Source organism: Mesorhizobium sp. B283B1A (genome assembly GCF_020165735.1).
GTDB lineage: Bacteria > Pseudomonadota > Alphaproteobacteria > Rhizobiales > Rhizobiaceae > Mesorhizobium > Mesorhizobium opportunistum.
Window position 1 is genome coordinate 11,391 of sequence record NZ_JAIUIQ010000059.1, and the last position, 21,450, is coordinate 32,840.

Below are 21,450 nucleotides of genomic sequence, written 5' to 3' on the forward strand. Positions count from 1 at the left end.
AATGGCGCGCGCCGGGCGAGAGCTCGGGGCGCGCGGCAAGTCACGGATGTACTGACGGTCGCGCGAGAAGCGCGCCGGAGCGGAAAGACCCGACAGACTGGATCAGCAGATAGCTGCCAGCCCGGACCGGACGCTCCCGATCAGGCTACCAAGCACGGAAGGCGGGATTTATCCCGCCTTTTTGCTGTCTGGGGTTCAGAAGACCACAGCGTCCTTCGCCCCGTTTACGGGGAGAAGTGCCCGGCAGGGCGATGAGGGGCAGCGCTGACGCTTCAGAACTACCCATTTTTGAATTTTCCAGAGAGGCTGGCGCCGCCCCTCATCTGGCTGCCGCCATCTTCTCCCCGTAAACGGGGCGAAGGACGCTGTGTTGACGCTTTCGCCAATCGAAGCCTACCCCACCCACGCGATCGGCACGTGCCCCGGATCCGCTTCCACCCGCCTCAGCCAGGCCGCCACGGCCGGATAGACGTCGAGCTGGAAGCCGCCCTGCTCCGCCGTGTGCGTGTAGGCATAGAGCGCGATGTCGGCGACGCTGAAGGCGCTGCCGGCGAAGAAGGCGTTGTTTTCCAGATGTCTGTTCATCACGCCAAGCGCCTTGTTGCCGCGCTCCAGTGTCACCGCCAGCCGTTCGGGCGTAGCATCCGCGGCCCTTTCGGGAAAGGTCAACAGCGCCTTGCGCACGGCGATGTAGGGCTCGTGGCTGTATTGCTCGAAGAACAGCCACTGATAGGCGAGCCCGCGCTCATACTTGTCCGCCGGAAGGAAGCGCGTGCCCTCGGCGAGGTAGAGCAGGATGGCGTTGGACTCGGCCAGCCGCCGGCCATCGTCGAGTTCGAGCAGCGGCACCATGGCGTTCGGATTCTTGGCGACGAAATCGGCTTTTCGCGTGTCGCCCGTATGCGAACTCACCTCGACCGTGGTGAAGCCGCGGCCGAGCTTGGCCATCAGCAGGCGCGGCTTGTAGCAGTTGCCGCTGTCGATCATGCTGTAAAGTATCATTGCCGTTCCCCGAGCGCTGCTTTGCAGAGGCGATTATCGCAGCGGCGGTGTCCTCAACCAATGATTTGTTTTGGCGCGACCATCAGCGTCGCTGATGCAAGGTCCTGGCAAACAGCGGCACGACCTTGTTGTCGAGGCCCAGCAGCGCGTCGACGACGAGCGGCTCTTCCTCGAAGACGGTGCCGGCCAGCGCCGGCCGGGCCAGAAGGAAGCCCTGCAGCAGATCGACGCCGGCTTCGAGCGCGACGCGCAGATGGATGGATTGCTCGATGCCTTCGACCAGGACCTTGGCGCCGCGGTCGTGCAGGCTGGATACCAGCGGGCGGAAGAAGCGTTCGGCTGCGGCATGGCGGCAGAACTGCGCGAACCAACCGCCGTCGATCTTGACGATGTCTGGCTTGAGCAGGCTCACCCGCTCCTCGGTCGAATGGCCCGTGCCGAAATCGTCGATGGCGATGCGGATGCCGTCGCGCCGCATCTCGCGCGCCAGCCGGGCAAGCAGCGCATCGTCCGCCGCCTGTTCGGTGATTTCGCAGACCAGCATGCGAGGTGCGAGGCCGAGTTCGCTCAGATGCCTGCTCATAAGCCGGATCTCGGCCAACGCCCGCCCGGCATGGTCGTTGACCAGCGGATTGTAATTGAAGAACAGATCGAGCCCGTCGACGCCGATATTGTGGAAATTCCGAAGATGCAGCACCCGGCACATGGTCTCGACAAACAGCCGGTCCGGTGCGGCAACGCCTTCAAAGAACACCCGTGGCGACCCTGGCCGGCCGGCGCGGTGCGGCTCGATCAGGCCTTCGACCGCCACCGGGTGCAAGGTGTCGCCGCGCGGGGCGAAAATCGGCTGATAGGCGCTGCGCAGACGGAAGTCGCCATAAACGCCGAATTCGATGCCGACCTCGTCGACGAAGATCGCATCGCCGACATTGCGCCGCCGTTCGGGCCTCATGGCGCGACCTTGCGCCCGAAGGCTTTCACCGCTCGCGCCGTTTGCCGAACGGGCGTCGCGAGAGGCACGGTCTCGGCGGCGGAGACGGGTTCCGGCGTGACTTTGGCGAAGGCGCGAAAGCTGGTCGGCGCCAGTTCGGGCCATGCCAGCACATAGCCCTGGATCATCGACGCTCCCGACTTCTCGGCAAGCTCCAGCTGCCATCCTTCCTCGATGCCCTCGAACACGGTGCGGATGCCTTGCTCCTCGAAACTTTTCACCATCGTGGTCAGCAGCGCGAAGCCGGCACCGGACTCCATCAGTTGCGTGATCCACTGCGCATCGAACTTGACGATGTCGGGCTTCAATTCCTTGATCCGGCCGATGTCGGACTCATCAGCGCCATAGTCGTCCACGGCAATGCGAAAGCCGTTGCCCTTGAGCGCCGCCACGAAGCTGTGCAGGGTCTCCTGCGACGCCGACCTCTGTTCCGTCACCTCGCAAACGACGCGGCCCGGGTCGATGCCGGCCTCGTGCAGCACCAGCCGCATTTCGCGCAAGGCATTGTCGGCGATCGCCCGCTCGGTGAACACCGACGGGTCGAAATTGATGAAGATTGATGCCTCCTGCGGCAGGCAGGCGCCGGCATTCAGGAGATGCAGCGTCCTGGTAAGCGCTTCGACATGCAGGCGGTCGGCGGCCGGACAAGTCGAAAAGAAGCTCATCGGCGATTGCGGCTCGCCATCGCGAAACGGCCGGATCAGCCCCTCGAAGGCGGTGACCGACAGCTTGCCCTCCTTGAAGGCGAAGATCGGCTGGAAGGCACTTTGCAGCGTATAAATGCCCCAGACACCGGTAGAGGTGCCGTCATCATGACGGATGATATGGGCAAGCCCGACGCTGCGCGACACGGTTCCTCGCTCCGCAATTGGATTGCGATCCTGTCACGCAAGCCTCTACCGCCCGTTAATGAACTTATCGTTGCCAATCACGGGGCCCGATCATGGCTCCCAATCACAGCTCCCAGTCACAGCTCCCAGTCACAGCTCATTGACCGCGCGCCCCACCTGGCCCAGCCAAGAAGGCTTGCACTGCGCGGAATGATGCGACATGAGAAGCGCCGCGGCCGCTCTTGGCCGCGCTGATCCTCTCAGGAGAGACAAAAGGTCATGGCCTTTCTTGCCGACACCCTTTCCCGCGTGAAGCCTTCCGCCACCATCGCGGTGACGCAGAAAGCCCGCGAGCTGAAAAATGCCGGCCGTGACATCATCGGCCTCGGCGCCGGCGAACCGGATTTCGACACGCCCGACAACATCAAGAATGCGGCGATCGAGGCGATCCGGCGTGGCGAGACCAAATATCCGCCGGTTTCGGGAATCGTGCCGCTGCGCGAGGCGATCGCGAAAAAATTCAAGCGCGAGAACAATCTCGACTACAAGCCCGAGCAGACCATCGTCGGCACCGGCGGCAAGCAGATTCTTTTCAACGCGTTCATGGCGACGCTGAATCCTGGCGACGAAGTCATCATCCCGCGCCCCTACTGGGTCAGCTACCCGGAAATGGTGGCGATCTGCGGCGGCACGTCGGTGTTTGCCGACACCTCGATCGAAAACGGCTTCAAGCTGACCCCGCAAGTGCTGGACAAAGCGATCACGCCGAAGACCAAGTGGCTGCTGATGAACTCGCCGTCGAACCCGTCGGGCGCGGCCTATACCGAAGCTGAATTGCGCGCGCTGGCCGACGTGCTGCTCGAGCATCCGCATGTCTGGACGCTGACCGACGACATGTACGAGCACCTGACCTATGGCGACTTCGTCTTCAAGACCCTCGCCGAGGTCGAGCCGAAGCTCTACGAGCGCACGCTGACCATGAACGGCGTATCGAAAGCCTATGCCATGACCGGCTGGCGCATCGGCTACGCGGCCGGCCCGGTCCAGCTGATCAAGGCTATGGACATGATCCAGGGCCAGCAGACATCGGGCGCCTGCACCATCGCGCAGTGGGCCTCGGTCGAAGCGCTCAACGGCCCGCAGGACTTCATCGCCAAGAACAAGGCGATCTTCCAGGGCAGGCGCGACCTTGTCGTCTCGATGCTCAACCAGGCGCGCGGCATTTCTTGCCCGTCCCCGGAAGGCGCTTTCTACGTCTATCCGTCCTGCGCCCAGCTGATCGGCAAGAAGACCAAGGCGGGCAAGGTGATCGACACCGACGAAGCCTTCTGCTCGGAACTGCTCGAGGCCGAGGGCGTGGCGGTGGTGTTCGGCTCGGCCTTCGGCCTCGGCCCGAACTTCCGCATTTCCTACGCCACCTCGGATGCCCTTCTGGAGGAAGCCTGCACGCGCATCCAGCGCTTCACGGCATCGCTGACCTGATCGGACGCATCATCGCGGCCAACGGAAACCCGGCTCCACGCCGGGTTTTTTGTGAGCCCGGCTTCGGCCTCAGCCGCCATACTGCTCGTTGGTCACCGCTTCCAGCCAGTCGGCGTGGACGCCATCGAGCGCTTCCTGCATGGCGATATGCGTCATTGCCGATTTCGGCGCCGCGCCATGCCAGTGCTTCTCGCCGGGCGCGAACGAGATGACGTCGCCTGCCCTGAACTCCTGGACCGGCCCGCCCCAAGTCTGCGCAAGGCCGGCACCCGAGGTGACGTAGAGTGTCTGGCCGAGCGGATGTGTGTGCCAGTATGTGCGAGCCCCCGGCTCGAAACTGACCAGTGTCGCCCTCAGCCGCGCCGGTTCCTCCTTCTCGATGATCGGCGTCTGCAGAACCCGGCCGGTGAAGTATTTTTCCGGTGCGATGATGGTGGGTACGCTGCCGCAAGCAATGATCTTCATTGTCTAATCCCAAGACCGGTCAGGACCGGTGGTGAAGCGACCGACGGCAAACGCCGTCTCTCATTCGAGGCGGCTGCATTCTCGACCGATATCTTCCGAGGCGCAACCGGCCGTTTGCCGCGCCGCCGCAATATCCGGTTCTCTCTCCTTAACCATGACCGTTTCCGGCATCGCATCGCGGGACGAAAAGACGGTGAATTCAATGTCTTCTTAACAGCTGCCCTCTAGCCCTGAGCCTGCATTTCAGGGGGCGGTGAGATGAGCATACTGGCTACGATCAAGGACCAAAGCGGCCGCATCTACCGCGGCATCCAGTCATTGCTTTTGATCAGCATCGGCGCCGCGTTGCTTGGCACCGTCGAGATGTCGGAAAACCTCCCCTCCAGCGACGCTTTCGTGGTCTCGATCCTCGCCACCGGGCTGGCCTTGATGGCGCTGATGTACATGCGCAGCAGCGTCGTTCATAGCCTGAGATCCGCAGCCGCCGCCGAGGCGGAAAAGCATCATTTCCTGACCAGGGACGCGATGACCGGGGCAATGACCCGCCGCTATTTCCTCGAAGCGCTGGGTAACAGCCTGGGCACCATGCGCGACCGGCGCGATGCGGCCTTGCTGCTGATCGACCTCGACCATTTCAAGCAGCTCAACGACACGTTCGGGCATCAGTTCGGCGACCGCACCCTGGCGCATCTGGTGAAGACGGCCGAGCGCATTTTCGCCGGCTGCATGGTCGGTCGGCTCGGCGGCGATGAATTCGGTGTCATCATTCAGCATGGCGATCTCGCCGCCATCAACAAGCATGCCAGGCAATTGCTGGATGCCATGCGGGCCGGCAAGTCACACGAAGGCAAGACCATTCCGCTCTCCATTTCGGTCGGCGTGGCGCTGGCGCCCGCCCATGCCTCGAACACGACGGAATTGATGCTGGTTGCCGACCTCGCGCTCTACGAAAGCAAGGCGGCGGGCCGTGGCCGCGTCACCGTGTTCGACGAGGAGATGCTGTCCGACAAGCGCTACCGGCGCCTGGTCGAAAGGGAACTGCGCGCGGCTGTCTTTCTCGGCGAGCTCGAACTGCATTACCAGCCGATCGTCAACCCGGATGGCTCCACCCATGCGTTCGAGGGGCTGATCCGCTGGCGCCATCCGGTTCGCGGCCTGATCCCGCCGGTCGAGTTCATCGCCATCGCCGAGCGCTCGACCCTGATCGACATGCTCGGCGAATGGGTGTTCAAGCGCGCTTGCGCCGACATCGGCCATTTCGCCGGCCGCCGCATCTCGATCAACGTCTCCGGCGAGCAACTCAACCGCGACGAGATCGTCACCATGTGCGACCGCGTGCTGAAGGAAACCGGCCGCTCGGCGGCGCAATTCATTATCGAGATCACCGAAACCGTGGCTACCGCCGCCACGCCGGAAGTCCTGCGGCGTCTCGAAGCGTTGCGCGGCCTCGGCTTCCACATCGCGCTCGACGATTTCGGCACCGGCCATTGCGGCTTCAACTATCTGAAGACGTTGCCGATCGACACCATCAAGATCGATCGCTCCTATATCCGCAGCCTTGCCCATGACCAGGTGGCGCAGATCTTCGTTTCGGCGCTGGCGCAGATTGCGCGCATCCAGGACGTCACCATCGTGGCCGAGGGCGTCGAGACGCAGGAAGAGTTCGCACTGGCCAGGGCTGCCGGCTGCAACCGCTTCCAGGGTTATTTCTTCGGCAGGCCGGCGCCACGCGACAAGGCGCTACCGTCACGCCTGGCAAATATCGAGCCGCTGGCGCTGAGCGCCTGACGCAGCGGCGGATTCCTATTTTTCTTGCCCTGCCGGCAAACAAGTGGGACGATGCTTTTGGGCAGGTGGTGAAACCAAAAGAACCCCGCCCGCGACGGTCGAACAGGCCGGCCGCCGCTCAGGACCGATTGACCACGCCTGAACCATGCATGCCAGTCGGTCCTACGGGAAACGCCTGAGTGGAGGTCAGTCATGGGTACTCGCGCCGGAGGACGACGCACGGGACCGAAATGCATTGCCATAGTCGGTCCCTTCGCAAGCGGTAAGACGACACTTCTCGAAGCCATATTGGCCCGTACGGGCGCCATTCCCCGACAAAATCCCGTTTCTTCCGGCAACACCGTTTCCGACCATTCGCCGGAGGCGCGTGCCCACGCCATGAGCGTCGAAGCGACGATCGCCACCACCGAATTCATGGGCGAGCAGATCACCTTTGTCGACTGCCCCGGCTCGATCGAATTCTCCTTCGAAGCCGAACCGGTGCTGGCCGCCTGCGACCTCGCCGTGGTCGTGGCCGAGGCCGATGAAAAGAAGATCCCCGCCCTGCAATTGATCATGCGCAAGCTCGACGATCTCGGCGTGCCGCGCCTCCTGTTCCTCAACAAGGTCGACAAGGCGATATCGGGCGTGCGCGACACGCTGAAGATGTTGCAGCCGGCCAGTTCGGTACCGCTCCTGCTGCGCCAGATTCCGCTGCGCAAGGACGGCGTCGTCATCGGCTCGATCGACCTGGCGCTGGAGCGCGCCTACATCTACCGCGAATATGCCGAGAGCGAGGTGGCCGAGATACCGGGCGACGACAAGGCGCGCGAATTGGAAGCGCGCTTCTCAATGCTGGAGACGCTCGCCGACCATGACGACCAGTTGATGGAACAGCTGCTCGAGGAGATCGAGCCGCCGAAGGATGCGATCTTCGACGACCTCTCGGCCGATCTGCGCGACGGCGCGGTGACGCCGGTGCTGATCGGCACCGCCGAGAAGGGCAATGGCGTGCTGCGCCTGCTGAAGACGATCCGCCACGATGCGCCCGACATCGAGGCGACCCGCAAGCGGCTCGGCGCACCGGATGGCAACGCCATCGTGGCCCAAGTGATGAAGACCATTCACACGCCGCACGGCGGCAAGCTGTCGGTGTCGCGCATCCTGTCAGGCCAGGTTGCCGACGGCTCCGAACTCTGGCTACCCGGCGGCGGCACCGCCAAGGTCTCCGGTATCTACCGGATGCTCGGCAAGGACCAATTCAAGCTCACCGCCGCCAGGGCCGGCGACACGGTCGCGCTCGGCAAGCTGGACGAGGTCAAGACCGGCCAGACGCTGACCTCGGCCAAGGGCGGCATCAAACAGCTGTTCGATGTCGAACCGCCGCAACCGGTCTTCGCCTTCGCGCTGCGCCCCAAGGAGCGCAAGGACGAGGTGAAGATGTCGGCAGCCATCCAGCGCCTGGCCGAGGAGGATCCCTCGCTCAACCTGCGCCACAACCAGGACTCGGCCGAGACCGTACTGTCGGGCCATGGCGAGATGCATCTGCGCGTCGTGCGCGAGCGGCTCGAGGGCAAGAACCAGATTCCGGTGGAAGGCCATGCGCCGGCGGTGCCCTATCGCGAGACCATCCGCAAATCGGTGCAGCAGCGCGGCCGCCACAAGAAGCAGTCGGGCGGCCACGGCCAGTTCGGCGATGTGGTGATCGAGATCAAGCCGCTGCCGCGCGGCTCGGGCTTCCAGTTCACCGACACCATCACCGGCGGCGTGGTGCCGAAGACCTACATCCAATCGGTGGAGACCGGTGTGCGCGACTACCTGAAGTCCGGCCCGCTCGGCTTCCCCGTCGTCGACGTTGCCGTCAACCTGTCGGACGGCTCCTACCATGCGGTCGATTCCTCCGACATGGCCTTCCAGATGGCGGCGAAGCTGGCGATGAAGGAAGGCATGGCCGCCTGCTCGCCGGTGCTTCTGGAACCGGTGATGAAAGTCGAGATCGTCACGCCGTCCGACGCGACGTCGAAGATCATCGCGCTGATCCCGCAACGCCGCGGCCAGATCCTCGGTTATGACGCGCGGCCCGACTGGCCGGGATGGGATGTCGTCGAGGCGACCATGCCGCAGGCCGAGATCGGCGACCTGATCATCGAGTTGCGCTCGGCAACCGCGGGCGTTGCCAGCTATCGCGCCGTCTTCGACCACATGGCCGACCTCACCGGCCGCCTCGCGGACGAGGCGATGAATGCAAACGGCAAGGCCGCGTGATTTCCATCCTGATATAACGCCCCCTCGAAATTCGAGGGGGCGGAAATAAAAACGACGCCCGGGGAGCCGGACGCCGTTTTGTTTTGCGGACCGTTTTCTTGGGAGGCGAAACGGCAGGTCCGCCGCATATGCAGTCGCCGAGCTTCGGCAAAAAGGTTCGGACGCGGTAGCCGCCTGAGCCCGGGTCGTTCGAGTGATGCCCCCATCTCCCGTCCGAACCACACCGCGTCCTATGATCTACATAGCAGATGGAGGATGCCCTTGTCATGTTACCAGAGGTTACATGACACTGTTACGCGGCAATTCAGGTGAAATTCTCAGCCGCCCTGGGGGGCATGCGGGCAACAAAAAAGCCGGATCAATGAAGATCCGGCTGAGTTTGATGGAAGTGCCTGTTAAGGCTAACCTCCAGAGGGGAACACTCGAGGGCGCTAATGGGAGGAGAACGCGCCCAGGAGATGATCTATATATGTGCTCATCATGCCCAAGAAACAAGCATCTATTTTGCAACACACGCATGCAAAAAGACGCAGGCTGTGGTCTAACCCGCTCCCGACGCCAATAGGACCAGTGGAATCGTCGAATTGCAGCGCGCGATCGGGCCATTGTCACGCCGGAATCGCGAATAGCGATCGGTTTTCGCCGCGAAATGCCAAAACCGCGCAATGACGTGGAAGTGAGCAGCAGGCGTTCATTTCTAAGGCAATCGGAAGGAGCCAGCCAATGCGTACGTTCACGGCGATTGCCGGCAGCGCTATTTTCCTGATTGCGGCACCTGGCGTGGTCGCCGGTCTGATTCCGTGGCTGCTCAGCGATCGCTGGGGCCTGCCTTGGTCGGCGATGCCGGGCTTTGTGCTTGCCGGCTGGGTTCTGATCCTCGCCGAGGCTGCCGTGCTGCTGCATGCCTTCGGGCGCTTTGCGCTGGAGGGGCTGGGGACACCAGCACCGGTCGCGCCGACCGAGAAGCTGGTGATCGGCGGCATCTACCGCCATGTCCGCAACCCGATGTATGTCGCGGTGCTGTCGATCATCCTCGGCCAGGCGCTGCTGTTCTCGAGCTGGACGCTTGCCGCCTATGCCGCCGTCGGCGCGGTCGTCATGGGCGCCTTCGTCAGGCTCTACGAGGAGCCGACGCTCAGCCGTCGTTATGGCGAAGAATACGATACCTACCGCCGCAACGTGCCCGGCTGGCTGCCCCGCCTGACGCCCTGGCGGGGGTGATCCGGCTTGCGGACGCAGCTCCGCAGAGGATATGTCGAGATTCAGGTCAGGCCGAGCCGAGAACGGGAGCTTCCGAGAACCGGAACGGAGCGGACTTTCCGTCCGTGAGTACCGGAAGCGCAGGAAGCTCTCGTTCGCAGGCCGGCCTGACCTGAATATCCGCATATCCTAAAAAGACCAGCTTCTGGCCTTGGCGATGATGAAGTCCCGGAACACGTGCAGCTTGGCCTGGTTCTTCATCGCGTCGGGATAGGCGAAATAGGTGTCGAAGGACGGTACCTCGGTCTCCGGCAGCAATTGCACCAGGCCTGAGTCCTTGGAGATCACATAGTCCGGCAGCATGGCGATGCCAGCACCGCCCTGCACGGCCCGCTTGATCGACAGGATGTCGTTGATCTGCAGCGAAGGTACACGCTGGCCGCCCTCGAAATCGCCCACCGTCTCCAGCCAGTTCAGCTCCGACAGATGCGAAGGCACCGGCAGGCCGAAGGTGACGATGCGATGGGTCCTGAGCTCCGCGACCGAGGCCGGCTTGCCATGCTTGGCGACATAGGAAGGCGCGGCGTAAAGGTGGAAATGCACGGTGAACAGGCGGCGCTGGATCAGATCCGGCTGCTGCGGCTGGCGCAGCCGGATGGCGCAATCGGCCTGGCGCATGGTGAGGTCGAGCTCCTCGTTGGCGAGGATCAGCTGCAGGCTGATTTCGGGATAGAGCTCGATGAATTCCTGCACCCGCTCGGTCAGCCAGCCGGCGCCGAGGCCAACGGTCGTCGTCACCCTGAGCACGCCGGAGGGTCGGTCCTTGGTCTCGGTCAGCCGCGACTTGATGGTCTCGAGCTTCATCAGCACGTCATGCGCCGTGCGGAACAGCATTTCGCCTTGCTCGGTCAGCACCAGGCCGCGTGCATGGCGGTTGAACAGCGGCACGCCGACATCATGCTCGAGCGCGCTGACCTGCCGCGAGATCGCCGATTGCGACAGATGCAATGTCTCGGCCGCGTGCGTAAACGACCCCGCTTCCGCCGCTGCGTGAAACACGCGTAGCTTGTCCCAGTCCAACGCCATGATACCCCTCGTTCTGTTTGGCGTCTGAATGAAAAATCAGGCTTTTGCACGGCGTTTCTAAGCCGCTTTTTTTACAGGTTTACAGCGACCCCTATTCCGCTGCTTCGCGATGCACCTCGATACCGGCCAGATACTTTTCCGCCTCGAGCGCCGCCATGCAGCCGAGGCCCGCCGCCGTCACCGCCTGACGATAGACATCGTCGGTCACGTCGCCGGCCGCGAACACGCCGGGCACGTCGGTGCGGGTCGAATCCGGCGCGGTCCACAGATAACCGTTCGGCTTCTGCTTCAGCTTGCCGGCGAACAGTTCGACCGCCGGTGCGTGGCCGATCGCCACGAACACGCCATCGACTTTGAGGTGCGTTTCGGCACCGGTCACCGCATGCTTGAGCTTCAGTCCTTCGACCGACGGCGGCAGCGGCGTCTTGCCCGGGCGGCCGGTGATCTCGTCGACGATCGTGTCCCAGATGACGCGGACATTGTCCTTTTTCAGCAGCCGCTCGCGCAGGATGCGTTCGGCGCGGAAGTCGCTGCGCCTGTGGATGACCGTCACGCTCCTGGCGAGGTTCGACAGATAGAGCGCTTCCTCCACCGCCGAATTGCCGCCGCCGACCACGGCGACATCCTTGCCGCGATAGAAGAAGCCGTCGCAGGTGGCGCAGGCCGAGACGCCGAAGCCCATGAAATCCTGCTCGCTCGGAATGCCCAGCCACTTGGCTTGCGCACCGGTGGCGATGATCAGCGCGTCGGCCGTGTAGGTCGTGCCGGAATCGCCCTTGGCGCGGAACGGCCGCACATTGAGGTCGACCTCGGTGATGATGTCGTTGATGATGTCGGTGCCGACATGCTCTGCCTGCTTGAGCATCTGCTCCATCAGCCACGGCCCCTGGATGGGGTCGGCGAAGCCCGGATAATTCTCGACATCGGTGGTGATCATCAACTGGCCGCCCTGCTGCAGGCCGGCGACAAGCATCGGCTTCAACATGGCGCGTGCGGCATAGACCGCCGCCGTATAGCCGGCCGGGCCGGAACCGATGATGAGAACGGGCGCATGCTTGGTGGTCATTTGAAGCCTCTGCGGGGCAGACAAGGGAGTGTTGCCTTGGAAAAAGACGTGGAATGTTGCGCTTAATGTAAGGGTTGCCAACCACGCCAGCAAGGCGAACGGGCCGTCGTCCCCGGAAAGCTTCGGCCCATGTGGATATTCGCGCGATGACCGCTTTTCGTTGCCTTTCCAAAATCGCGTTGATGAGGGCTGGCGTCGACACAAAAGTCGTTTAATTACAAAATCGCGAAAGATTCTTGCGCCACTCTGATCATCGAGACCTCCAAATGCCGATCAAGGCCGAACTCGACGCCATCGACTGGAAGATCCTGCGCGAATTGCAGGGCGACGGCCGCATGACCAACGTCGAACTGTCAAACCGCGTCGGCATTTCGGCGCCGCCCTGCCTGCGCCGGGTCAAGCGGCTGGAGGAAGCCGGCATCATCCGAGGCTACCGCGCTCTGCTCAACGCCCCGGCGCTCGGCCTCGACGTGGTCGCCTTCTGCCTGGTCGGGCTGCATCACCAGGCCGATGCCGAACTGCGCATCTTTGCCGAGCGCACGCGCGGCTGGCCGATCGTGCGCGATGCCTGGATGGTGTCGGGCGAATCCGACTTCCTGCTGCATTGCGTGGCAAGCGACCTCGGCGCCTTCCAGACCTTCGTCATCGAGGAACTGACCTCTACGCCGAATGTCGACACCGTGCGCACCGCCCTCACCATCCGCCGGGTCAAGGATGAGGGCTTGGTGTCGTTCGAGCGCCCCTGAGGCCAGGCGAACGCCTGTGTGCCTGCGAATTCCCGATCTTCGCCACACCCGCGCCGCGTTGGTATTCGACAGACGCTGATGTACAAGGCTGGACGGCCCTGCCGGAACAGATTGCGTAGGCAACGTGAATTCCGGGGACGGCCCGCCATGGGAAGGGGACCATGACTCGATTTGCAAGCCCGGTCTCGGCGCTTATCATCTGCGTGAACGAGGCCGATATGATCGGCCCGTGCCTGGAAAGCATCGACTTCTGCGCCGAGATCATCGTCGTCGATTCCGGTTCGACCGATGGCACCGTCGAATGCGTGGAAGGCTATATCGCCAAGGGTTACCCTATAACGCTGTTGCACAACGACTGGCCGGGCTTTCCCCGTCAGCGGCAATTCGCGCTCGACCATGCCAACCAGCCTTGGTGTCTTTCGATCGACCCGGACGAGCGCGTCGACGACCGGCTGCGGCAGTCGATCGTGGCCGCCACGCAGGCTGCCGACACCAAGATCGGCGGCTGGTACATCCGCCGCCGCGATTGGCTGAAGGGCTACGGCTATGCGCATCGCTGGGTGCTGCACAACAGGCTGCTGCGGCTCTTCCGGCGCGAGGGCGCCACCATGGACCTCACCGCCCGCGTGCATGAATCCTTCCGTGTGCCCGGCGAAACCGGCACCATCGAAAACGGCGTGCTGCTGCATCGCCGCGAGATCTCGGTCGAGGAAGATCTTGCCCGCGCCAACAGCTACTCCGGCCTCAAGGCCAAAACGCTGGTCGAGAAGGGCAAGAAGCCCGGCCTGGTGCGGCTGGTGCTGTCGCCGTTCGGCAACTTCCTGAAATTCTATCTCGCCAAGCGCTACTTCCTGTGCGGCCGGCACGGCTTCGTCTACTCGATGTCGGTGATGATCTATTCCTTCGCCACCGAGGCCAAGCTCTACGAAGCCTCTGAGCGCAACGATCAGGCATGAGCGGTCAGGCCTGGATCAGGACCCGTTGTCCGGGCAGAGCGTTTCAATGGCGGCGAGCAGACCGCCGAGGTCATCGGCGTCATGCAAGCGCCTGATGGAGAAGCCGGGCAAAGCCGCCGCCTCGCCGTCCACCAGCCATCCCTGCGCCAGGCCGGCGCGCCGTCCGGCCTGCATGTCGCCCAGTCTGTCGCCGACGATAAGGGAGCGCTGGAGATCGAGATCGAGGCGTTTGCCCGCCTCGACCAGCATGCCCGGATTGGGCTTGCGCATCGGATGATCCGATACGGCGAGCGGCCCGACGCCCGCCTCGTGGTAGGCGCAGGCAAGCACCATGTCGACGAACACGCCCCGCTCGCCCAACAGGTCGAGCACACGGCCGTTCACCGCCGCAAAGACGCTCCAGTCGAAATAGCCGCGCGCGATGCCCGACTGGTTGGTGACCACGACGACCGGGATCCCGTAACGGTTGGCGGCCACGATCGCCGGCACGATATCGTCGCGCAGCACGATCTCGGCCGGATCGCTGGGGTAATCGGTATCGACGTTGATGGTGCCGTCGCGGTCCAGGAACAGCGCCGGCGGGCGTCCCGGGAAAACCCGGTCGCCGATCCGCTCGACCCACAGGCCCGGTTCGGTCAGCGGATACGCTATCGCGTCAGCCATTGTGCAGGCGTGCTTCCACCACCTCGCACAGATGGTGGTAGAGGCACAGGTGTCCCTGCTGGATGATCGGCGTCGAGGTCGAGGGCACGTTGAGCAGGATGTCGCACAGCGGCTTCAACTTGCCGCCGCTGTCGCCGGTCAGGCCGATCACCGTCATGCCCATCATCCGCGCCTGTTCTGCGGCGGCGAGGATGCTCGGCGAATTGCCGCTGGTCGAGATCGCGAGCAGCACGCCGCCCGCCGCGCCATGCGCCTCGACCTGGCGCGAAAACACCGTGTCGAAACCGTAGTCGTTGCCCCAGGCGGTCAGCACCGCGGCGTTGGCCGGCAACGCGATGACATTGTAAGCCTTGCGCTCCTTGAGGAAGCGGCCGACCAGTTCGCCGGCGATGTGGATGGCATCGCTGGCCGAGCCGCCATTGCCGGCGATCAGGAAGGCCTTGCCTGCTGAAAGCGCGGTCACCACGGCGCTCGCCGCGCGCTCCATCTCGCCGGTCAGGTCGCGCTCGACCATCGCCGTGATCGCGGCCGCCGAGCGGACCAGGTAATCGTTCAGTTCAGACATGGAACCCTCAGTTCGTGGTGGCGCCCGCACGCAACTTACCGATCGTGGTGGTGGTGCTCTTGCCGGCGACGAGATCGACCAGCACCACGCGTCCGCCGGCCTTCTGCACCACATCGGCGCCGACCACGGTGTCGATCGTATAATCCGCGCCCTTGACCAGGATGTCGGGCAGAAGCGCCTCGATCAGCGCCAGCGGCGTGTCCTCCTCGAAGACCACGACGGCATCGACCGAGGCAAGGGCCGCGAGCACGCAGGCGCGGTCATGCTGATCGTTGACCGGGCGGCCCGGCCCTTTCAGCCGCCGCACCGAGGCGTCGCTGTTGAGGCCGAGCACCAGCCGGTCGCACTGGCTGCGCGCCGCGTGCAGCAGGCTGACATGGCCGGCATGCAGTATGTCGAAGCAGCCATTGGTGAAGCCGACGCTCAGTCCCTCCGCCTTCCAGGCCGCGACCATGCGCGACGCCGATGCGGCATCGAGGATAGCGTCCTTGTGGGCGGTCGGTCCATGCGAGCGGAACAGCGCGCCGGTCAGTTCCTCCACCGTCAGCCGCGCGGTGCCGCGCTTGCCCACCACGACGCCGCCGGCGGCATTGGCGATCGAGGCCGCCGCGACCGGATCGGCACCGGCGGCCAGCGCCAGCGCGAAGGTCGCGATCACCGTATCGCCGGCGCCCGAGACGTCGAACACTTCGCGCGCCTGGGTGGCGATGTGGCGTGCCTCGTCGGGGCCGACCACGCTCATGCCCTTTTCGCTGCGGGTGGCGACGACGAAATCGAAGCCGTGCGCGGAAATCAGTTCACGTGCGGCCGCGACGATCTCGTCATCGGCGAACACCGCATGGCCGACGGCCTCGCCAAGCTCCTTGCGGTTAGGGGTGATGGCGGTCGCGCCGGCATAGCGGGCATAGTCGCGGCCCTTCGGGTCGACCAGCACCGGCTTTCCCGCCTCACGGCAGATGGCGATCAGTTCTCCGGCGACGCCGTCGAGCAGGATGCCCTTGCCGTAGTCGGACAGGATAACGATATCGGCCTGCTTGAGTGCATCCCGGAAATGACCGACCAGGCCAGCCCGCTCGTCGTCGTCGAGCGGCTTGATCTCTTCCTCGTCGAAACGCAGCACCTGCTGGTTGAGTGCGCTGAAGCGGCTCTTCGACGAGGTCATGCGGCCGCGCTGCTGCGAAAGCCCCACCGTTTCGGCGCCAAGCTCGCCGAGCATCCGCACCAGGCTGTCGCCGGCCGCATCGGTGCCGATCACCGAAACCGGGATGGCGCGCGCACCTAGCGAGACGATGTTGGCCACGACATTGCCGGCGCCGCCCATGGCCAAGGCCTCGCCGCGCCCATGCAGCACCGGGATCGGCGCCTCCGGCGAAATCCGCTCGATGACGCCGCTGACGAAGCGGTCGAGGATGAGGTCGCCGACCACCAGAACGGTCACGCCGCCGAAACGTGCGATCGCGCGGTGCAAGAGTTCGGGAGAAGAGGGTTCGGGAGAAGACGGATTGTGCTTGATCATGTCACTGGCAATGTGTGGGAAAGCCTGATCTCTGTCGTGCTGAAAATTGTCAATTTACGGGCCGGATCGTCATGGCGAAGCCGATATACCGCAAATCCATCCAGCGCAACGGCAGGACCTGACCGACACGGTCCGGGCGCTCAGCTCTTCTGCAAGGCAACGTGAACGCCAAGCCCGACCAGCACGGCCCCGCCTGCGCGCTGCATCAGCCGCTGCGCACGGCTCGAACGCCGCAGTCGGCCGATGACGAGACCGGCCAGGAAGACGCAGACGATGTCGGCCGAGGAGAACATCAGGTTGACGATGGTGCCGAGTACGACGAATTGCAGCCAGACCGGGAACGCCGCCGAGGCATCGATGAACTGCGGCAGGAAGGCCATGAAGAAGATCGCGGTCTTCGGGTTGAGCACCTCGACGGTGATGCTTTCGAAAAAGGCACGCCGCGCCGATTTGCGCTCGATGACGGGTAGCGTCGTGTCACCGTCCGCGCGCTTGCGGAACAGCGAAATGCCGAGCCAGATCAGATAGAGCGCGCCGACAAGCTTGACCGCCATGTAGAGCGGCGGCACCGCGTGGAACAGCACCGACAGGCCGGCGGCAGCGGCGAAGACATGCACATAGCCGCCGAGATGGATGCCGAGTGCCGCCGTCAGCCCAGACCAGCGCCCACGCGCCATCGTCTGTGCCGCGGCATAAAGCATGGCCGGACCAGGGATGTAGGCGAAAATCGCCGTGGTGGCGAAAAACGCAATGAGCAGTTCCGTCGACGGCATTCGTTTGTTCCTTCGTGATCCGGTCCGGCAGGCGAACCAACAGAAGCGGCAGCTTTGCGGCCCCACCGTGACGTCAACCCGCCTCGCCTGCCGTCACCCTGCACCTGCTTTGTCGACAGCCCGGCTGGCCTCCCTTATAAGGACCGGAATCGCAAGCAACCAGAGGCCTTCATGATCATCGTCACGGGCGGCGCCGGCATGATCGGCTCCAACATCGTCGCCGCGCTCAATGCCGAGGGCCATGACGACATCCTTGTCGTCGACGACCTCACCGACGGCCACAAGATCTCCAACCTCGCCGATCTTGGCATTGCCGACTATCTCGACAAGGACGATTTCCTGCCCCGCATCGAGGCCGGCTCGCTCGGCCGTATCGAGGCCGTCTTTCACCAGGGCGCCTGCTCGACCACCACAGAGTGGAACGGCAAGTTCATGATGGAGGTGAATTTTGCTTATTCGAAGCGGCTGCTGCATGCCTGCCAGGCGTTGCGCGTGCCCTTCCTCTACGCCTCTTCCGCGTCCGTATATGGCGGCGGCGCCGAGTTCCGCGAGGATCCGGCGCTCGAACGGCCGCTCAACGTCTACGCCTATTCCAAGAAACTCTTCGACGACTATGTCAGGCGCACCGTCTTTGACAGTGACCACTCGCAGGTCGCGGGCCTGCGCTACTTCAATGTCTACGGACCGCGCGAGGCGCACAAGGGCGCCATGGCCTCGGTCGCATTCCATCTCTTCAACCAGGTCGAGCAAGGCCAGAATCCGAAACTCTTCGGTGCCTATGGCGGTTTCGGCCCTGGCGAACAGAGCCGCGACTTCATCCATGTAGGCGACGTCGCCGACGTCAATCTGTGGCTGTGGAAGCGCGGCGCGAGCGGCATCTTCAACTGCGGCACCGGCCGCGCCCAACCCTTCCGCGCCATTGCCGAAACGGTGATCGATACACTGGGCAAAGGCGAGATCGAGTTCATCGAATTTCCCGACCATCTCAAGGGCAGCTACCAGAGCTTCACGCAAGCTGATATGTCCCGTTTGCGCGCGGCCGGTTACAATGGCCAGTTCCGGAGCGTCGAAACTGGCGTCAGAGACTATGTCGAATGGCTGAAAGCCCAACGATCCTCGTGATCGGCCCACGCTGGGTGGGCGATATGGTGATGGCGCAGTGCCTGTTCTCGGCGCTGAAGGAGCTGCACCCCAACGCCGCGATCGACGTGCTGGCGCCGGCCTGGGCCGCCCCGCTGGTCAAGCGCATGCCCGAAATCCGCCAGCAGATCGACTTTCCGCTGAAGCCCGGCGCGCTCGAATTCACCCATCGCCGCCGCTTCGGCCGCCTGCTGCGCGGCCGCTACGACATGGCCTATATCCTGCCGGGCAGCTGGAAATCGGCGCTGATCCCCTTCTTTGCCCGCATTCCACGCCGGTTCGGCCATCTCAGGGAAATGCGCTATGGCCTTTTGACCGACGTCGTGCCGCTGCCCGAGGCCGTGAAACGGCGCACCGCGCAGGCCTATTTCGGCCTCGCCCAGGGTGGCACCTTCCGCGCCCCTCACCTGACCGTCGACGGTGGCAACCAGGCCGCCCTGCTCGATCGTTTCGGGCTCGCGCCACAGCAATTCGTGGCCCTGATGCCCGGCGCCGAGTTCGGACCGGCCAAGCGCTGGCCGAGCGAAAGCTATGCCGGCCTGGCCCGCGACTTGATGGGCAAGGGTCTCAAGGTCGCCCTGTTCGGCTCGAAGAACGACCGCGACGTGACGGCGGAGATCGCAAGCCTGGCCCCCGGCGTCGTCGACCTCGCCGGCCAGACGCGGCTGGAAGACGCCATCGACCTGATCGCGGCGGCAAGGCTGGCGGTGTCCAACGACAGCGGGCTGATGCATGTCGCGGCGGGGGTCGGCACGCCGATCGTCGCCGTCTATGGCTCGACCTCGCCGCAAAATACGCCGCCGCTGGCGGAGCGCCGCGAACTGGTCTGGCTTGGCCTGTCCTGCTCGCCCTGCCACCAGAAGATCTGCCCCCTTGGCCACCTCAACTGCCTGAAGACATTGGAAGTCGGGCAGGTCGCGGCAGCGGCGGAACGCCTGCTGGAACTTCCGGCGGCGGCATGAAGGTGCTGATCGTCAAGACATCGTCGATGGGCGATGTCATTCACACCTTCCCGGCTGTCGAGGACGCCAGCCTCGTCAGGCCGGACGTCTCCTTCGACTGGTGCGTCGAAGAAGCGTTCGCCGGCATCGTGGCGCTGCACCCGGCGATCGGCAGGATCCACACGGTCGCCATCCGGCGCTGGCGCAAGGCGCTGCTCGATGGCGCCACCTGGCGCGAGGCGGCCGCGCTGCGCCGCACCTTGCGCGAATGCCGCTACGACCTCGTCATCGATGCGCAGGGCCTGTTGAAGTCGGCCCTGGTGGCACGGCAGGCGGGCGCACCGATTGCCGGCTTCAACCGGTCGAGCGCGCGCGAACCCTCGGCAACGCTGTTCTATGACGTCACCTACGGCGTGCCGCGCAACCTGCACGCCATAGAGCGGACGCGGCGGCTGTTCGGGCAGGCGCTCGGCTATCAGCCCGATCTGTCGACACTCAACTCCGGCATCGTTCCACCGCCGGTCACTCCAGCCAACATCGGCGCAAACACCGCCTTCCTGCTGCACGGCACCAGCCGTGAGGACAAGAAATGGCCGGCCGGAGACTGGATCGGGACGGCCCGCCTGCTCGTCGAGCGGGGTATGACACCGGTCACCACCTGGTCGAACGAGGGTGAGAAAGCCGTGGCCGAAGCGATCGCCAGGGCGGTGCCCTCCACGATCGTGGTACCGAAATCGCCGCTGGCCGACATCGCCGCCATCCTCGGCCGCTCGACGCTGGTCATCGGCGCCGACACCGGCCTGACCCATCTCGCCAGCGCCTTCGGCCTGCCGACGGTCGCGGTTTTTTTGGCCACCGAGCCTGGTTTGACAGGCCCTCGCGGGCCATATGCGTCGACGCTATTGGCGCCGCCAGGTGGGCGTTTGACGCCGGCCGAGGTGGTGGCAGAGGCGGAGAGGCTGCTGGCGCGTAGAGGCGCTGCTCTGGCTGGTAAGAATTGATTTTTTCAAATCAATTCAATTGAAAAGGCCAGCGCCGCCCCTCATCCGCCTGCCGGCATCTTCTCCCCGTATAGTGACGGGGAGAAGGGGCTGGCCGCAACGCTGGCGCCTATTTCTACAACCCCGAAAATTAGCGAAATCATACGTGACAGCGTCTTTCTCCCCGTCACTATACGGGGAGAAATGCCCGGCAAGGCAATGAGGGGCAGCGCTAGCCTCAGCTTGAATAGATCGGCGGCGCGCCCAATCCCCTAGATGAACTGCACCTGGACGATCTCATAGCCCCTTGCACCGCCGGGGGCATTGACCTCGATGGCGTCGCCGACTTCCTTGCCGATCAGCGCGCGCGCGATCGGCGAGGAGATCGAGATGCGGCCGGACTTCACGTCGGCTTCCTGGTCGCCGACGATCTGATAAGTCTTCTTTTCCTCGGTGTCCTCGTCGACCAGCACGACGGTAGCGCCGAACTTGACCTTTTCGCCGCTGAGCTTGCTGACGTCGATCACCTCGGCCCGCGCGATATAATCCTCGAGCTCGTTGACGCGGCCCTCATTGAGGCTCTGTGCCTCTTTTGCGGCATGATATTCGGCATTTTCGGACAGGTCGCCATGCGAGCGCGCTTCGGAGATCGCCTCGATGATGCGCGGCCGCTCTTCCTGCTGGCGCCAGCGCAGTTCTTCCTTCAATGACGCGAACCCCTCGCCTGTCATCGGGACCTTGTTCATCATGCCTCACCTTTCCTGCCGCCACCCCCGCGTTTCGGGGGAAGCCTTGTCGTTGGGTACAAAAAGAAAACGGTCCGGCAGCCTCGGGCTAACGGAACCGTCTCACCGCAATTTGCCCTAATATAGCAATGTCAGCGGGTTTTTCACGCCCAAAAAATGGGTTTTTCAAAAATCGTCGCGGCTTTCATCCAACCGAGGCGGCCGAGGCAATTCCAGGAACTGTGCTAACGAGACAGGGTGAACAAAAAAGCGGCCGCGATGGTTCGCGGC

General features: G+C 64.0%; 20 protein-coding genes. 9 read left to right on the plus strand and 11 right to left on the minus strand.

Annotation, left to right across the window (positions count from 1 at the left end; translation table 11 throughout):
* Positions 1-393 precede the first annotated feature (393 nt).
* From LB577_RS30385 to LB577_RS30395, 3 genes are all read right to left on the minus strand, one after another.
* Positions 394-1,002 carry a glutathione S-transferase family protein gene (locus LB577_RS30385; RefSeq protein ID WP_224690110.1) on the minus strand — a complete coding sequence of 203 codons (609 nt, stop codon included), beginning with the start codon at positions 1,000-1,002 and terminating at the stop codon, positions 394-396.
* A gap of 82 nt (positions 1,003-1,084) precedes the next feature.
* On the minus strand, positions 1,085-1,954 hold the full coding sequence (locus tag LB577_RS30390) for an EAL domain-containing protein (protein ID WP_224690112.1): 870 nt from the start codon (positions 1,952-1,954) through the stop codon (positions 1,085-1,087).
* Positions 1,951-2,844 (minus strand): EAL domain-containing protein, encoded by an 894-nt coding sequence (locus LB577_RS30395; protein ID WP_224690113.1) that lies wholly within the window; start codon positions 2,842-2,844, stop codon positions 1,951-1,953. Before LB577_RS30395 ends, LB577_RS30390 begins: the two co-directional genes overlap by 4 nt.
* Positions 2,845-3,102: 258 nt before the next feature.
* Between LB577_RS30395 and LB577_RS30400 the strand changes: the two genes are divergently transcribed.
* Positions 3,103-4,305 carry a pyridoxal phosphate-dependent aminotransferase gene (locus tag LB577_RS30400; protein ID WP_023767603.1) on the plus strand — a complete coding sequence of 401 codons (1,203 nt, stop codon included), beginning with the start codon at positions 3,103-3,105 and terminating at the stop codon, positions 4,303-4,305.
* Positions 4,306-4,374: 69 nt separating this feature from the next.
* Here the strand turns inward: LB577_RS30400 and LB577_RS30405 are convergent, their stop codons facing one another.
* A complete protein-coding gene (locus tag LB577_RS30405; RefSeq protein WP_023779891.1) occupies positions 4,375-4,770 on the minus strand; it encodes a cupin domain-containing protein in 396 nt (131 codons plus the stop codon).
* Positions 4,771-5,028: 258 nt separating this feature from the next.
* On the opposite strand from LB577_RS30405, the gene LB577_RS30410 reads away from it, so the two are divergent.
* From LB577_RS30410 to LB577_RS30420, 3 genes are all read left to right on the plus strand, one after another.
* A complete protein-coding gene (locus LB577_RS30410; RefSeq protein WP_224690115.1) occupies positions 5,029-6,558 on the plus strand; it encodes a putative bifunctional diguanylate cyclase/phosphodiesterase in 1,530 nt (509 codons plus the stop codon).
* Positions 6,559-6,750: 192 nt separating this feature from the next.
* A complete protein-coding gene (locus LB577_RS30415; RefSeq protein WP_224690117.1) occupies positions 6,751-8,802 on the plus strand; it encodes an elongation factor G in 2,052 nt (683 codons plus the stop codon).
* A gap of 723 nt (positions 8,803-9,525) precedes the next feature.
* A complete protein-coding gene (locus LB577_RS30420) occupies positions 9,526-10,023 on the plus strand; it encodes a methyltransferase family protein (protein ID WP_224690119.1) in 498 nt (165 codons plus the stop codon).
* A gap of 168 nt (positions 10,024-10,191) precedes the next feature.
* Here LB577_RS30420 and LB577_RS30425 read toward each other — a convergent pair whose 3' ends face one another.
* Positions 10,192-11,088, minus strand: coding sequence for a LysR family transcriptional regulator (locus LB577_RS30425; RefSeq protein ID WP_013893578.1), 897 nt, complete (start codon positions 11,086-11,088; stop codon positions 10,192-10,194).
* Between the two features lie 91 nt (positions 11,089-11,179).
* Positions 11,180-12,154, minus strand: coding sequence for a thioredoxin-disulfide reductase (gene trxB, locus LB577_RS30430; protein WP_224690121.1), 975 nt, complete (start codon positions 12,152-12,154; stop codon positions 11,180-11,182).
* 266 nt (positions 12,155-12,420) lie between these two features.
* On the opposite strand from trxB, the gene LB577_RS30435 reads away from it, so the two are divergent.
* Together LB577_RS30435 and LB577_RS30440 are read left to right on the plus strand one after the other, a co-directional pair.
* On the plus strand, positions 12,421-12,900 hold the full coding sequence (locus LB577_RS30435) for an Lrp/AsnC family transcriptional regulator (protein WP_224690122.1): 480 nt from the start codon (positions 12,421-12,423) through the stop codon (positions 12,898-12,900).
* Between the two features lie 161 nt (positions 12,901-13,061).
* Positions 13,062-13,856: a glycosyltransferase family 2 protein gene (locus LB577_RS30440; RefSeq protein WP_224690123.1), complete on the plus strand. Its 795-nt coding sequence runs from the start codon at positions 13,062-13,064 to the stop codon at positions 13,854-13,856.
* Positions 13,857-13,871: 15 nt separating this feature from the next.
* Here LB577_RS30440 and gmhB read toward each other — a convergent pair whose 3' ends face one another.
* From gmhB to LB577_RS30460, 4 genes are all read right to left on the minus strand, one after another.
* Entirely contained in the window at positions 13,872-14,519 is a 648-nt protein-coding gene (gene gmhB, locus LB577_RS30445) for a D-glycero-beta-D-manno-heptose 1,7-bisphosphate 7-phosphatase (RefSeq protein ID WP_224690124.1), read from the minus strand.
* Positions 14,512-15,084 (minus strand): SIS domain-containing protein, encoded by a 573-nt coding sequence (locus LB577_RS30450; RefSeq protein WP_224690125.1) that lies wholly within the window; start codon positions 15,082-15,084, stop codon positions 14,512-14,514. The genes gmhB and LB577_RS30450 overlap by 8 nt, the downstream gene beginning before the upstream one ends.
* A gap of 7 nt (positions 15,085-15,091) precedes the next feature.
* Complete coding sequence (rfaE1, locus tag LB577_RS30455; RefSeq protein WP_224690126.1) at positions 15,092-16,600, minus strand: D-glycero-beta-D-manno-heptose-7-phosphate kinase; 1,509 nt, start codon at positions 16,598-16,600, stop codon at positions 15,092-15,094.
* Positions 16,601-16,740: 140 nt separating this feature from the next.
* A complete protein-coding gene (locus tag LB577_RS30460; protein ID WP_013893571.1) occupies positions 16,741-17,373 on the minus strand; it encodes a LysE family translocator in 633 nt (210 codons plus the stop codon).
* A 171-nt stretch (positions 17,374-17,544) separates the two neighbouring features.
* Between LB577_RS30460 and rfaD the strand changes: the two genes are divergently transcribed.
* From rfaD to waaC, 3 genes are read left to right on the plus strand one after another with little or no spacing between them, the layout of a single operon-like run.
* Positions 17,545-18,495 carry an ADP-glyceromanno-heptose 6-epimerase gene (gene rfaD / locus LB577_RS30465; RefSeq protein ID WP_023767591.1) on the plus strand — a complete coding sequence of 317 codons (951 nt, stop codon included), beginning with the start codon at positions 17,545-17,547 and terminating at the stop codon, positions 18,493-18,495.
* A complete protein-coding gene (gene waaF, locus LB577_RS30470) occupies positions 18,468-19,475 on the plus strand; it encodes a lipopolysaccharide heptosyltransferase II (protein WP_023779881.1) in 1,008 nt (335 codons plus the stop codon). Before rfaD ends, waaF begins: the two co-directional genes overlap by 28 nt.
* Positions 19,472-20,455 (plus strand): lipopolysaccharide heptosyltransferase I, encoded by a 984-nt coding sequence (waaC, locus tag LB577_RS30475; protein ID WP_224690127.1) that lies wholly within the window; start codon positions 19,472-19,474, stop codon positions 20,453-20,455. The genes waaF and waaC overlap by 4 nt, the downstream gene beginning before the upstream one ends.
* Positions 20,456-20,706: 251 nt before the next feature.
* On the opposite strand, the gene greA is transcribed toward waaC, so the two are convergent.
* Positions 20,707-21,180 carry a transcription elongation factor GreA gene (gene greA, locus LB577_RS30480; protein ID WP_224690130.1) on the minus strand — a complete coding sequence of 158 codons (474 nt, stop codon included), beginning with the start codon at positions 21,178-21,180 and terminating at the stop codon, positions 20,707-20,709.
* Positions 21,181-21,450 lie beyond the last annotated feature (270 nt).

Bases quoted from the DNA above. Each gene is read 5' to 3' on its own strand.
- LB577_RS30385 (WP_224690110.1), bottom strand. From the start codon at position 1,002: ATGATACTTTACAGCATGATCGACAGCGGCAACTGCTACAAGCCGCGC.
- LB577_RS30390 (WP_224690112.1), bottom strand. From the start codon at position 1,954: ATGAGGCCCGAACGGCGGCGCAATGTCGGCGATGCGATCTTCGTCGAC.
- LB577_RS30400 (WP_023767603.1), top strand. From the start codon at position 3,103: ATGGCCTTTCTTGCCGACACCCTTTCCCGCGTGAAGCCTTCCGCCACC.
- LB577_RS30405 (WP_023779891.1), bottom strand. From the start codon at position 4,770: ATGAAGATCATTGCTTGCGGCAGCGTACCCACCATCATCGCACCGGAA.
- LB577_RS30410 (WP_224690115.1), top strand. From the start codon at position 5,029: ATGAGCATACTGGCTACGATCAAGGACCAAAGCGGCCGCATCTACCGC.
- LB577_RS30415 (WP_224690117.1), top strand. From the start codon at position 6,751: ATGGGTACTCGCGCCGGAGGACGACGCACGGGACCGAAATGCATTGCC.
- LB577_RS30420 (WP_224690119.1), top strand. From the start codon at position 9,526: ATGCGTACGTTCACGGCGATTGCCGGCAGCGCTATTTTCCTGATTGCG.
- LB577_RS30425 (WP_013893578.1), bottom strand. From the start codon at position 11,088: ATGGCGTTGGACTGGGACAAGCTACGCGTGTTTCACGCAGCGGCGGAA.
- trxB (WP_224690121.1), bottom strand. From the start codon at position 12,154: ATGACCACCAAGCATGCGCCCGTTCTCATCATCGGTTCCGGCCCGGCC.
- LB577_RS30435 (WP_224690122.1), top strand. From the start codon at position 12,421: ATGCCGATCAAGGCCGAACTCGACGCCATCGACTGGAAGATCCTGCGC.
- LB577_RS30440 (WP_224690123.1), top strand. From the start codon at position 13,062: ATGACTCGATTTGCAAGCCCGGTCTCGGCGCTTATCATCTGCGTGAAC.
- gmhB (WP_224690124.1), bottom strand. From the start codon at position 14,519: ATGGCTGACGCGATAGCGTATCCGCTGACCGAACCGGGCCTGTGGGTC.
- LB577_RS30450 (WP_224690125.1), bottom strand. From the start codon at position 15,084: ATGTCTGAACTGAACGATTACCTGGTCCGCTCGGCGGCCGCGATCACG.
- rfaE1 (WP_224690126.1), bottom strand. From the start codon at position 16,600: ATGATCAAGCACAATCCGTCTTCTCCCGAACCCTCTTCTCCCGAACTC.
- LB577_RS30460 (WP_013893571.1), bottom strand. From the start codon at position 17,373: ATGCCGTCGACGGAACTGCTCATTGCGTTTTTCGCCACCACGGCGATT.
- rfaD (WP_023767591.1), top strand. From the start codon at position 17,545: ATGATCATCGTCACGGGCGGCGCCGGCATGATCGGCTCCAACATCGTC.
- waaF (WP_023779881.1), top strand. From the start codon at position 18,468: ATGGCTGAAAGCCCAACGATCCTCGTGATCGGCCCACGCTGGGTGGGC.
- waaC (WP_224690127.1), top strand. From the start codon at position 19,472: ATGAAGGTGCTGATCGTCAAGACATCGTCGATGGGCGATGTCATTCAC.
- greA (WP_224690130.1), bottom strand. From the start codon at position 21,180: ATGAACAAGGTCCCGATGACAGGCGAGGGGTTCGCGTCATTGAAGGAA.